Here is a 12,541-nt window from a genome sequence, read left to right as displayed (position 1 = left end):
ACTGTGTAATACGGGGAGTCTAGCGTCTGGTAAAACCGGACATAAGACGGTAAAAATGGGGTTGTTAGTTATCAAAATTGGGATAATCGAGAGTGAAAAGATTGGATCTCAACGCGCTGCGGGTCTTCGTCACCGTGGCGGAAAATGGCTCGTTTAGCGCCGGCGCAAAAGCGCTGCAGATGCCCTCATCGAACGTGAGCCGACAGATATCCCAGCTTGAGCAGAGCCTTCAGCTGCGCTTGATACAGCGCAGTACCCGACATATGAAGCTGACCTCTGCCGGTCAGACGCTGCTCGCCAGTATGCGACCCGTGCTGGAGCAGCTAGCCGCTACGGAAGCTGAGCTAACGCAACAGCAGGCAGAACCCGAAGGGCTCCTACGCCTGTGTCTCCCTAACGAAATTGGCCCCTCGCTGTTTGCGCCGCTAATGGCGCAATTTGCCCTGCGCTACCCAAAAATAACCGTGAGCTGTGCGACTAATCTGGCGGGAACGGAGGTGTTAAAAGAGGATGTGGATATTGCGGTGATCATCACTCGCGGCAAAATGGAAGACATCAGCGTTATTGCGCGCCCGCTCTTTTCTTTTCCCTGCTGCGTGGTCGCTTCCCCGCAGCTGATAGCCAGAACGGGTATGCCGACAGACAGCGAGCAATTAACCTCGCTACCCTGTATCACCACCGTCAGCGCCCTCGCGGGGCAAGCCTGGCAGTTTGTCGCGGCGGACGGGAGCTTTAAAAAGGTTAACGTCAGCGGACACTATCGCGTCAACAGCGGCGAAATGGCGCTGCATGCCGCTCTTGCCGGCGTCGGATTCGCTATTCTGGGGGAACAACCCTGCCGCCCGTTTATCAATCGCGGGGAGCTACAGGAAGTCACGCTTGAGTTACCGCCGGCGCCGTTACAGCTTTCAGCCCTCTATCGGGAGCGCCATTTTATGCCCGCCAGAATGCGCGTCTGGCTTGAATTTATCCAGAGGCAGATGGCAGGCTAAGCGCCTTCATCCTGCTGGCGTTCGCTAAAAATCGCCTGGGCATCGGCAAAGCATTTTTCCGCCAGCGATGACACCGGCTCTTTGTTGCGCATGATCAGCGCCAGCATCGAGTCGACCTCCGTTTCGGCAATCGGCCTGATTTCCAGGTTATCGCTTAACGCTTCCAGTCCGTTATTCAGCGGCATAATCGCGCAGCAGATCCCGGCCTGCACCGCCTGGATGATCTGAAACGTGGAATCGCTTTCAAAAACGTATTTTGGCGCCAGTCCCTTGGCCTTAAAGCTCATTTCAATCGATTCTCGGTAGTACATGCCCTTGGTCAGAAAGCCCAGCGGCAGCGCGGCCAGCGTCTCCCACTCCGGCGTCGCATCGGTAAATTGATAATGACGTTTATCATGCAGCAGCCCCATACGCGTATGCGGCAGCCAGAGCACGTTGAACAGCTGGCTATCGACGTGGTGCAGGTAGCAGATCCCTAAATCCAGCTGGTTGCGGCTGACGCCGTCGATAATCTGTTCCGACGTCATGGACAGCAGGCTGAACTGCAGCTCCGGATAGTTCTCCGCCAGCGGTTTTATCAACTGCATCGGATTAAGGCTGGCTAAAGGCACCATCCCCACCCTTAGCTGGCCGACCATCTGCCCCCGACAGATAGCCGCCTCGGCTTCTAATCCGTCATGCGCCGCCAGCAGCGCTCGCGCCCAGGCCAGAATACGCTCGCCCTCCGGGGTAAATCCTTCAAAGCGCTGTCCGCGCTGGATAAGGGTTAAATTGAGCTCTTCTTCGAGATTGCGAATACGCATTGATAACGTAGGCTGAGTAATGTGGCACGCCGCTGCGGCCTGGCCAAAATGTCGTGTTCTGTCGAGCGCAATCAGGTACTTAAGCTGTTTAATATCCATTATCATCCACTGTTTGCGCAATCCGCTGCCGGTGCAGCAGGCAAAATGTTAGTTAAATGTTATGTTCAGCGTTGATGAAATTCAAGCGCCGGTCGACCGTTGCTCGTCCTGCGTGCCTGAGGCTACACTCATGGGATGCACCGGCAGGAGAAACCGTTGAAAACCCGCCTTCATCACGTTCAGCAGCACCGGCTGGCCATGCCAGGCCTGGAAGCCATATCGTTAGCCACGGATCAGCGCTTTCCGCGCCATTCCCATGACCAGTTCGGTATCGGGATTTTCACTCAGGGCGCGCAGCGTTCGTGGAGCCATCTGGGCAAAATTGAGGCCGCCGCCGGTGATATCATTATGGTTAATCCGGGCGAGATGCACGATGGTATTCCACTGGATGGCCCGCGCAGCTGGCAGATGGTCTATCTCGATCCTGAGCGTGTCGTTGACGAGTTGCAGGGAGAGATGAAGGCTGAAGAGATCCTCCTGCGCCCGGTAGTCGAAGACCCGATGCTGCGCGGGCAAATGCAGCGGCTGTTTCGCGAGATCGTTGCCAGCGCGCCGGATGACGCCGCCGTGGAAGAAGCGCTGCTGCTCTGCCTGATGCAGGTTTGCCAATTTCATCTCTGCGCCAGGCGGCCGGGCAAAATCGGCTCCCCCGCCATCGTGCTGGCCAGACAATATCTCGATGATGCCCCCGAAGAGAAAATCTCTCTTGAGGCGCTTGCCAGGCTTTGCGGTCTCAGCCGCTTTCAGCTGATCCGCGGCTTCGCGCGCGCGACCGGCATCACGCCACACGCCTATTTGATACAGTCCCGCGTTCGTCTGGCGCGTCGTCTGCTGATGGAGGGTCACTCCCTCGCCGATACCGCCTTCATGGCCGGTTTTGCCGACCAAAGCCACCTGACCCGCGCATTTCAAAAACAGTTTGCCGTCACGCCGGGCAGCTACCAGGCTATCGTTCAGGCGAGCCGCTAGCTGAAACTGTGCAATTTTGTTCAATACCCGCGCGGCGCTTTGCGAAATACTCAGGGCCTCGATTCTCTCCCACAGGAAGACATCATGGCATTTATCAGCCCTGAGTTTCTCTTAACGTCGCTTATTGTGGTCATCGCTCCCGGTACCGGGACGCTTTACACCATTGCCACCGGCCTGACGGCGGGCAGACGCATGAGTTTTGCCGCGGCCGTCGGCTGCACGCTGGGCATTATTCCACATATGCTGGCGGCGATAACCGGGCTGGCGGCCATCCTCCACAGTACGCCAGGCGCATTCGAGCTGGTGAAGTTCGCCGGCGTTGCCTGGCTGCTGTATCTGGCGTGGGCCACCCTGACCCAGCGCGGGAGCCTGAGCGTGACAGGCATCGAGCAACGCAACTCGCGTCAGGTCATCAGCCACGCGATCCTGATCAATTTGCTCAACCCCAAACTGCCGCTCTTCTTTCTCGCCTTTCTACCGCAGTTTATCCAGCGCAACTCGAGGTCGCCGATCGGCGAAATGCTGATCCTGAGCACTGTGTTTATGCTGATGACGCTGCTGATTTTTCTGCTCTACGGCGCCTTTTCTGCAGCGATGCGCGGATACGTGCTGACGCGTCCGGGGGTTTTACAGGGGCTGAGAGCCTGCTTTGCCGCCGGTTTCGTCGGGCTAGGGGTTAAGCTCATTCTGGCGCAGAGGTAGCGATTTTGCCCACGACGCGACGATCGCCGTGGGCAAAAGGGGTTAGCGAAGCGCTGTCAGCGCGCGAATCTCTTTCGAGCGCAAGGTTAAGCGCACGGGCGCCGATTTATACGATGGCGTTCCACTCTCTTTATCAAGGTAATCCAGAGGAACCAGAACGTTAGCTTCAGGGTAGTAGGCCGCAACGGTGCCCGGGGCGATGTTGTAGGCAACCAGCGTGATATCTTCCAGCCGCTGATGGTGACCCGGCAGCGCGGAGCGGATATCCACCCGGTCGCCGTGTTCAAATCCCAGATCAGCCATATCCTGTTCGTTCATAAAGAGCACGTCGCGACGGCCAAACACGCCGCGATAGCGATCGTCCATGGCATAGATGGTGGTGTTGTATTGATCGTGGCTGCGCAGCGTCACCAGGCGCATCACCTCATGCCCTTCTACCTGCTGGTTTTCGTGCACCCCGTCGAAAACGGAGAACATCGCTTTGCCGGTCGGCGTGGGCCAGATACGCTCCGTCGGCGGCAGCGGCATGCGAAAACCGCCGGGATGGCGAATGCGCTGATTGTAGTGGTTAAAGCCGGGGATGGTCTGCTCAATCAGATCGCGGATCCGATCGTAGTCGGCGACCAGCGCCAGCCAGTCAATTTTGCTCTCCGTCAGCGTCGCCATGGACATCCCGGCAACAATCGCCGGTTCCGAGCGCAGTTCAGGTGAACCGGGTTTCAGTTTGCCCGACGATGCATGCACCATCGACATCGAATCTTCGACGGTGATCGACTGCCGTCCCGTCTCCTGCAGATCGAGTTCGGTTCGCCCAAGACACGGCAGGATGATGGTCTCTTTCGCCACCAGAAGATGCGAACGATTGAGCTTGGTGCCAATATGCACGCTCAAATCCAGCCCCCGCATCGCCGGAAAAGCCCGTTCGCTATCCGGCATAGCCACCGCGAAGTTACCACCCAGGCAGAGAAGCGCTTTCGATTTACCCTCGATCATCGCCTGCAGCGCTTTTACCGCATCATGGCCATGCTCCTGCGGCGGCGTAAAACCAAACACCCGCTGCAGGTTGGCCAGAAACTGGGGGCTCGGCTTTTCCGTGATGCCGACGGTGCGGTTACCCTGCACGTTGGAGTGTCCGCGCAGCGGGCAGATTCCGGCACCCGGCTTACCGATATTGCCGCGCATCAACAGCAGGTCGGCTATCAGACGGACGTTAGCGGTGCCCTTATTATGTTGGGTAATGCCCATGCCGTAGGTGATAATAGTGGCGTGAGATTTGGCATAGGCCGCCGCTACCCGTTCAAGATCGCCCCGCGTTAAACCCGACTCGCACTCAATATCCTGCCACTGCGTCGCCTGTAGATCCTGCGCAAAGTCGGTAAAGCCCAGCGTATGCTCATCGATAAACGCCCGATCCAGCACTTTGCCCTGTTCTGCTTCCAGCTGCAGCAGCGCCTTCGCGATGCCCTTAAGCGCCGCCGCGTCGCCTCCCGCTTTGACCTGGAAGTAAGTCGATGCAATGTTGGTTGAGCTGTAGGTCGCCATCTCAATGACGTTCTGCGGATCGGCGAAACGTTCCAGCGCCCGCTCTTTTAGCGGATTGAAGACGATAATCGGCACGCCCCGGCGCGCCAGTTCGTGCAGCGTGCCCATCATGCGCGGATGGTTGGTTCCGGGATTGTGGCCGATAGAAATCACCAGCTCGGTCTTATCAAAATCATCAAGTGAGACCGTCCCTTTACCGATACCGATGGACTGCGGCAGGCCGACGCTGGTCGACTCATGGCACATATTGGAGCAGTCCGGAAAGTTGTTGGTGCCATATTCGCGGGCGAACAGCTGGAACAGGAAGGCCGCTTCGTTAGAGGCGCGTCCGGAGGTATAGAACTCGACTTCATGAGGCTGCAGCGTCCGGAGAATGGCGCCGATACGGGCAAACGCCGCTTCCCATGAGACAGGACGCAGGGTATCGCTGGCCCGATCATAGGCCAGAGGCTGAGTTAAGCGCCCGTAGCCTTCCAGCTCGAAATCACTCCTCGCCAGCAGCGAGGTCACGGTATTGGTCGCCAGAAACTCTGCCGTCACGCGTTTACTGGTTGCTTCCCAGGTCACCGCTTTGGCGCCGTTTTCACAGAACTGAAACGTCGATTTATGCTCTTTGTCGGGCCAGGCGCAGCCAGGGCAATCAAAACCATCCGGCTGATTGGTCCGCAGCAGCGTGGCGGGAGCATCGAGCGCGCCCATTTGCGTACGCACGGCGATCGCGGTGGCTTTTAAGGCACCCCAGCCGCCCGCCGGACCATCATAGGGATGGACGCCGGGAACGACGCGTCTTCTATTACTCATGTTGACTCCTGATGCGCTTTCGGCGGCGGATTGCAGGTGAAATGCCGCCTGATGTCTTATCACCCGCTATCCGTCAAAATAGCGGGCGTTTTGTTAACGAAAGCATAACAATCAGGGCCATGACTGTATAATCAATGTTATCTATCACGCGTTAGATTTAACTTATTTAACGAATAATAAACACACAAAATCAGGTCAGATTGTAGTAACGATCCGGCTCAAGCTTATCGGGTAAAGGATACTGTCCGGTCATATCCAGAAGGTTGCGCTCAATGGTGTTACACATCGCGTTCAGCGGCAAATCGTTAGCGGCGGTACCGAACGGATCTTCCAGTTCCTCCGCCAGCGAATCCCACGACAGGAAGGTGTAGGAGATAAACACCGACACAAACGGCGTCATATAGTGAAGATCGCCGACCAGCGCAAACGGCAGCAGCGCGCAGAACAGATACACCGTGCGCTGCAAAATAAGCGTATAGGCAAAGGGCACCGGGGTGCTGGCCAGCCGCTCGCAGCCCCCCAGCGCGTGGCCCAGCTCATCAAGTTTATTGTCCATCAGGCTGAAGGTGATATCGCCAATTTTCCCTTCTGCGCGCAGACGCCCCAGCTCATCACCTGCCAGCAGCAGAATACGGTTGGTCGGCATCGAGCTGGCGAGAATTTCCTTCACGCTGTGCGGCGGCAGCAGACGCGCTAAATCGGCGCTCGGATCTGTCTTACGCAGCTGATGCTTCAGACTCCAGCTAAACGCCACCAGATAGCTCACCAGGCGTTGATGGGCTGCGCTTTCCGTCGGCAGAATATTTTTCAGCTGGCGCACCAGCGTTCTCTGGGCAATCAGCACCGTCCCCCATAAATTGCGCGCTTCAACAAAGCGGTTATATCCGGCGCTATTGCGAAATCCGAGGAAAATAGCGATGGCGATCCCCAGCAGGCTAAACGGCGCGACGGTAAGATGGATCCCCAGCTGCTCATACCATTGATAGCTAATGATGGCGATAATCGACATCATTACGTTAAGCAGCAGGCGAAAAACAATTTTGGACAGCACGGAGCCGTGCCAGTCAAACAAGCGAAGGAACCAGTGTTGTTCTGGCCGGATAATCATTGTATTACTTCCTGAAATTTCGCACGGTTAATATCCCTGTCAAACGGCAAGTTACCTGGACATTGGCTTTCCTCGCACCCCATTCGCTGACAGAAGTCAGATTCTGGGGACTCCCTGCGCCGCCGTCTTCCTGTAACTTGAATTATTCAGGCTATAGAGCGTTTCTATTAACCGATTGGATTCTTATATTGTTTAAAAACACGACATTGTGTCAGCCGGCTATTTATCAGCGATGAAAGAATAGCCGCTGAATTATGGTCCTTTTTTATTTCGCAGGCAATATTATCCGCAATCCGACATAACCCTCGAAAATCCAGGGGAATAATTTACGCGACAATCGCGGCGCTCTCTGCGCGACACGGGTCAATATGAATCATCATATGCAGAACGTTATGGTGGCTTAGCACCCGGGTCCGCACCAGCAGCGCAATATCGTGCCCCTCTGCTACCGATAAATGCCCGGGTACTTCGACATGCACATCGACCAGGATCAAATCCCCGGCACGACGGGTTTTCAGGTCGTGCAGCGCCACGACGCCGGGCGTTGCCAGGATAGTGGCGATTATTTGCCGCTCGCTATCGCTATCCACTGACCGATCCATCAGGTCATGGAGGGCGTCAGACGAAAAAGTATAGCCCATGCGGGTGACCAGCGCGCCGACAACCAGTGCGGCCACTGGGTCAAACCAGGCGTAACCGGCCAGATTACCGATGATGCCGACCGCAACGACTACCGAAGACGCGGCGTCTGAGCGGGCGTGCCAGGCGTTGGCAATTAGCATAGAGGACTGGATTTGCTTAGCCGCCCTTAGCATATAGCGGAATAAAATCTCTTTGGCGGTCAGCGCGGCGAGCGCCACCCACAGCGCGGTAATATGCACACTTTGAATAGATTCCAGTTGCAGTAGTTTGCCGCAAGCAGACCACAGCATACCCGCGCCAACCAGTAACAGCAGCGCGCCAATCACCAGTGAAGCGCCGTTTTCATAGCGCCGGTGCCCGTAGTGATGGTCGCTGTCCGAAGGTTTGCCGCTTTTTTTATTGGCCAACAGCACAACGAAATCGGCCACCAAATCGGAAAGAGAATGAATACCATCGGCGATTAAGCCCTGCGAACCGGAGAATATCCCGGCCAGTATCTGAAAACTGGATAAAAAAAGATTGACCATCACGCTGACCAGCGTCGTTTTACGCGCAACCTGAGAACGCTGCTTATCGTTACTTATTTTCATTACCGACACTTCCCCGAAGAAAAAGAACCAGACTACGCGTTCAGGCTTAATTTTTCCTGAATAAGTCGCCGCCATTAAGAGAGTGTTTAATTGTTTCTTCCGACCTTAAATATATAAATGAGAATAGTTTGTTTTTAAACAACATAGCCATATCAATAATAGCCATGGCTATATTTTCGCGTATTCAACAAAGGGGCAAAATTAAAACTGATTCATCCGGCGCATTGCGCAATGATACGCGCCGTTGCGCACCGAGGCGCGCAGTATGCGAGCGACGCCGTGAACCGCAAACCGCGCGCTGTGCCGCTGTAGCGCGCTCATCGGCAAATTAAGCATCTCCTGCGCCCACGGCGGCAGCAGGTCAATTCCGGCGCGCATCATTATTCGCCCCACCGGCCGGCTCATACGGCCCGGCAGACGGGTCGACAGCAGAACGTGGGCAACTTCCTGGGTTCGCTCATCGCAGCGCAGCACCGGCCGCATATCCTGCAGGTAATCAGCAATCTGCCGCGGCGTCTGCGGGATATCCCGCGCCCCGAGGCGACGGGCAACTTCGGCCGCTTCCTCATAGTATTGCTCCTGACGCGCGGCGCTGACCACGGTCCGCTTGTAGCGCAGATGCGAGGCCATAAAGCTGCTGCATTCGGCGACGTGTACCCAGGTCAGCAAGTGCGGATCGCTGGCCTGATAGGGCGTGCCGTCTTTGTCCTGGCCGCCTACCCGCAGATGGATCCCCTGTACTTTTGCAATCAACCGTTCGGCATCGGCGGTGGTGCCAAAGGTGGTGGCGGAAATAAACTGGCTGGTGCGGCGCAGGCGGCCAAAGATATCTTCACGGAAATTTGAGTGATCCCAGACGCCCGCCAGGGCCAGCGGATGCAGCATCTGTAACAACAGCGCGCTGACCCCGCCGCAGAGCATGGACGTGAAATCGCCGTGAACCTGCCAGATAGCCGACTGCGGCCCAAAAAGCCCCGGTTCGCCTTTGGGATGTTCAAAATCGATCTCTTTTAGCGCCATGCCGGTTAAGCCCAGAACCTGAGCTTCAATCGTTCCGCGTATGCTGATCATGACCCACCTGCTCTCATTCGTGAGCGGGAAAGATAACATTAATCAACGGCGGGGGCATTGGCCTGAAACGGCTTTGAAGGAGAGCGCCCGCTGAACGCGGGCACCCGAGAGGTCAGGAATTGAGCTGATAATCGAGGGTTATCTCAGCATTCAACACCTGAGAAACCGGACAACCGGCTTTTGCTTTCTGAATAATGCTGTCAAACGCGTCGGCCTCAATGCCTGGCAGCACGATTTTGCTCTGTAGCGCGATCTGGGTAATGGCGAAACCGCCGCCGGATTTATCCAGCGTTACCACTGCCACGGTATCAATGGAGGTCGCGGTGTAGCCCTCTTCGCTCAGCATCAGCGATAGCGCCATGGAAAAACAGGCAGCATGTGCGGCGCCGATTAGCTCTTCCGGGTTAGTCCCCTTCACACCCTCAAACCGGGTGTTAAAACCATAAGGCTGCTGGTTCAGCGCGCCGCTCTCGGTAGAGACGGTTCCTTTACCGCTTTTTAGATCCCCTTCCCAATGCGCCTGACCTTTCTTATGGATTGCCATGATATCGCTCCTTTTGTGACATGAAAGGGTTAAGTATAGAACTCCCTTACGCATTTGGGCGGCACGCGGCGATTTTAGGATCAATCCGCAGCGATATTTTTACTCATATTGATGCCGGTAACGCGAAACCCGGTGACTTCATAGAGTCGGCGAGCGCGCGGATTATCGCCGGCGACGCGCAGTTTTATTTGGCGGATACCCAGTTTTTTTAATTCATGCTCAAAAGCCGCCATCGCTTGTTTACCCAATCCCTGCCCCTGCAAGGACGGAAAAATATAAAAATCACAGATAAAGGCGGAGCGTATTTCTGCGTCAGGCTTATACCAGAGATAGCCAACCCGCTTTTCTGTACCGTCAATTTCATCGAATAAGCAGCGTAAAGCCTGGCCGTGAGTATTGACGCCATCGGGCAGATCCTCGGCAATTTCGCGCTGCGCCTGGGCCAATGCCGCCTCCGGAGAAAGCGCGTAATTGGTCGCGATCTCCGCCGCATAATCGGCAATAAAATAGTTCAGGTACGCGGCGTACTCTTCATCGCGCATTGGGCGAATAACAATCATCACAAGGGTCCTTTTATATCGTTAGGTTGCGCCAGTTTTTGCTGAATCTCTTCAAGAAACAGCGGCAGCGCGCTCGGCTGGTAGTCCCGCGAGAGATAAATCCCATACACGTTTAAGGCTTTTGGCCGCCAGGTCGGTAAAACCTGTTTCAGCGCCCCGCTGTTGAGCGCCCGCTGCGCCTCCAGCTCCGGCAGCATTGCGATGCCGCAGCCGGCTACCGCCGCCTCCATCAACAGCGAGGAGATCCCGGCGCTGAGGTTGCCGGAAACCGCCACCGTCACGCTTTCGCCGCTGGGGTCGCTAAACTGCCAGGTCTGACTGGCAAAATGGCTGTAATGCAGGCAGTTGTGGCGAGTGAGATCGTCCGGCGTATGCAGCGGCCCATTCTGCTGTAGCCAGCGCGGCGACGCGCACAGCACCGAACGGCAAACGCCGAGACGGCGGGCAATAGCTCCCGGCTCCGGATTGTCGGTGATCCGAATCGCCACGTCGATCCTTTCGCCTATCAGGCTTACCGGATGATTGTTGATATCCAGCTCAAGACGCAGCTGCGGATAGCGGGCGAGAAAATCGGGCAAAAGCGGAGAAATCAGCTGCATCGCGGTAAAATGAGCGCAGGCTACGCGCAGCGTTCCGCTGGGGATCGCTCGTTCACTCTGCCCGGCGATCTCATCCGACAGCTGCGTCAGGGTGCGCGTTTTTTGCAGTACCTTTTCCCCCGCAGCCGTGAGCGTCAGCTTACGGGTAGAGCGATGAACCAGTCGGGTGCCAGCCCACTGCTCCATCTGTTCCAGATAGCGGCTCACCATCGGCCGCGACATCCCCAGCGCCCGCGCGGCGGCGCTTAAGCTTCCCAGCTCACAAATACGCATATAGACCTGCGCGGCAATGACTCGATCCATAACTTGATTCCATCTGCACGTTTTATGAAACTCAGCATCTCTTTTTTCAGGAATTTTCGCAAATCAGGAAATCCGTAAAATAGCGCTTATTCACCTGACGAAGAGAAACGAACATGAAATTATCTGCCCTTGCCATCGCTACTACGCTGTTCAGCGCTTCAGTTCTGGCAGCCCCATTAACGTTGCAAACCTATAACCCGCAGGAGAACGGTATTTTCGCGGTTAACTCCACCCTCGCCTCCGGCCCGCATGAAGCGGTGTTGTTTGACGCTCAGTTCAGCGTGAAGGATGGCGAGAAGCTGGTTGAAATGATTCAGAAAAGCGGTAAAAAACTGACCCGCATCGTGATTACTTCCGGCGATCCGGATTTCTATTTTGGCCTGCAGCCGCTGGTCAAAGCGTTCCCGGAAGCCAAAGTGGTGGCAACCGCAGAAGTGGTTAAACACATTAACGCCACCAAACAGGCCAAACTGGCGTACTGGGGCCCGCAGATGAAGGACGGCGCGCCGACCCAGGTTTATGTCCCGCAGGAGCTGACGGCTAATACCTTCACTATCGACGGCGAAAAGGTTGAGATCCGCCAGCCGCAAAATTATGCCGCCTATGTGTGGATCCCGGCGAATAAAGCCATTCTTGGCGGTACCGGCGTGGCGTGGGGTATGCACGTCTGGACGGCGGACACTCAGAGCGTCGAAAGCCGTCAGCAGTGGATAAATACGCTCGACGAGATGGCCGCGTTGCATCCGCAGCAGGTGATCCCCGGCCATTATCTCGGCACGCCGCCAGCCGGTGACCGGGCGATTACTTTTACTCGCGATTATTTGACCCAGTTTGAGCAGGCGCTCAAAGAGCATAAAGATTCCGCTGGCGTCATTAAGGCGATGAAACAGCGCTGGCCGGGGCTCGCGGAAGAGAGTTCGCTGGAGCTGAGCGCCAAAGTGAATACCGGCGAAATGAAGTGGTAAGTCTGGGTATTACGCGGGGATTTCTGCCTGGTGAAGGTTAATGCTATATCCAGGGGGTAAACCCGCCACCCGCCCGTCGGCCCGGAAAGGCGAACGCCTTACCGGGCACGATCCGCAGAAGCAGAGTGACCCCGGACCACTCTGAAAATGAGGCTGATTGTGCCGTCTCAATGTTGCTAATCCCGGCAAAATGGGCCACGCTAATGATCGCCGCGTGAAAAATAAGCGGCGTATTGAGGGTTAAATTTCGT

12 protein-coding genes are annotated in these 12,541 nt (G+C 56.1%); 4 read left to right on the top strand and 8 right to left on the bottom strand.

The window, feature by feature from the left end:
* Positions 1-92 precede the first annotated feature (92 nt).
* Entirely contained in the window at positions 93-992 is a 900-nt protein-coding gene (locus HMPREF3178_RS12225) for a LysR family transcriptional regulator (RefSeq protein WP_029496826.1), read from the top strand.
* Here HMPREF3178_RS12225 and HMPREF3178_RS12220 read toward each other — a convergent pair.
* Positions 989-1,894 (bottom strand): LysR family transcriptional regulator, encoded by a 906-nt coding sequence (locus tag HMPREF3178_RS12220; protein ID WP_004101980.1) that lies wholly within the window; start codon positions 1,892-1,894, stop codon positions 989-991. The two genes, HMPREF3178_RS12225 and HMPREF3178_RS12220, sit on opposite strands and share 4 nt — an antisense overlap.
* A gap of 156 nt (positions 1,895-2,050) precedes the next feature.
* Between HMPREF3178_RS12220 and HMPREF3178_RS12215 the strand changes: the two genes are divergently transcribed.
* The gene (locus HMPREF3178_RS12215) at positions 2,051-2,863 is read left to right on the top strand and encodes a helix-turn-helix transcriptional regulator (protein WP_017145911.1); all 813 of its coding nucleotides are present in this window, start codon (positions 2,051-2,053) and stop codon (positions 2,861-2,863) included.
* 84 nt (positions 2,864-2,947) lie between these two features.
* On the top strand, positions 2,948-3,565 hold the full coding sequence (locus HMPREF3178_RS12210) for a LysE family translocator (RefSeq protein ID WP_017145912.1): 618 nt from the start codon (positions 2,948-2,950) through the stop codon (positions 3,563-3,565).
* A gap of 42 nt (positions 3,566-3,607) precedes the next feature.
* On the opposite strand, the gene HMPREF3178_RS12205 is transcribed toward HMPREF3178_RS12210, so the two are convergent.
* The 7 genes from HMPREF3178_RS12205 to HMPREF3178_RS12175 form a co-directional block, all read right to left on the bottom strand.
* Positions 3,608-5,908 carry an FdhF/YdeP family oxidoreductase gene (locus tag HMPREF3178_RS12205; protein ID WP_017145913.1) on the bottom strand — a complete coding sequence of 767 codons (2,301 nt, stop codon included), beginning with the start codon at positions 5,906-5,908 and terminating at the stop codon, positions 3,608-3,610.
* Between the two features lie 190 nt (positions 5,909-6,098).
* Positions 6,099-7,016: a bestrophin family protein gene (locus HMPREF3178_RS12200; protein WP_017145914.1), complete on the bottom strand. Its 918-nt coding sequence runs from the start codon at positions 7,014-7,016 to the stop codon at positions 6,099-6,101.
* A gap of 326 nt (positions 7,017-7,342) precedes the next feature.
* Positions 7,343-8,248: a cation diffusion facilitator family transporter gene (locus HMPREF3178_RS12195; protein ID WP_032757235.1), complete on the bottom strand. Its 906-nt coding sequence runs from the start codon at positions 8,246-8,248 to the stop codon at positions 7,343-7,345.
* A 201-nt stretch (positions 8,249-8,449) separates the two neighbouring features.
* A complete protein-coding gene (locus HMPREF3178_RS12190) occupies positions 8,450-9,319 on the bottom strand; it encodes an oxygenase MpaB family protein (protein ID WP_017145916.1) in 870 nt (289 codons plus the stop codon).
* A 112-nt stretch (positions 9,320-9,431) separates the two neighbouring features.
* Positions 9,432-9,863, bottom strand: a complete 432-nt coding sequence (locus tag HMPREF3178_RS12185) for an OsmC family protein (RefSeq protein ID WP_004101962.1) — start codon at positions 9,861-9,863, stop codon at positions 9,432-9,434.
* A gap of 80 nt (positions 9,864-9,943) precedes the next feature.
* Complete coding sequence (locus tag HMPREF3178_RS12180; protein ID WP_017145917.1) at positions 9,944-10,423, bottom strand: GNAT family N-acetyltransferase; 480 nt, start codon at positions 10,421-10,423, stop codon at positions 9,944-9,946.
* Positions 10,423-11,325 carry a LysR family transcriptional regulator gene (locus HMPREF3178_RS12175; protein ID WP_017145918.1) on the bottom strand — a complete coding sequence of 301 codons (903 nt, stop codon included), beginning with the start codon at positions 11,323-11,325 and terminating at the stop codon, positions 10,423-10,425. Before HMPREF3178_RS12175 ends, HMPREF3178_RS12180 begins: the two co-directional genes overlap by 1 nt.
* Before the next feature lie 113 nt (positions 11,326-11,438).
* Here HMPREF3178_RS12175 and HMPREF3178_RS12170 point away from each other — a divergent pair, with 113 nt between their 5' ends.
* Positions 11,439-12,290 (top strand): Vmh family MBL fold metallo-hydrolase, encoded by an 852-nt coding sequence (locus HMPREF3178_RS12170; RefSeq protein ID WP_004101956.1) that lies wholly within the window; start codon positions 11,439-11,441, stop codon positions 12,288-12,290.
* The last annotated feature ends 251 nt before the right edge of the window (positions 12,291-12,541 follow it).

The organism is Klebsiella sp. HMSC09D12, from assembly GCF_001808475.1.
GTDB lineage: Bacteria > Pseudomonadota > Gammaproteobacteria > Enterobacterales > Enterobacteriaceae > Klebsiella > Klebsiella oxytoca.
Note: the sequence above shows the minus strand (reverse complement) of the source record. Positions and strands in the feature narration are given on the sequence as shown.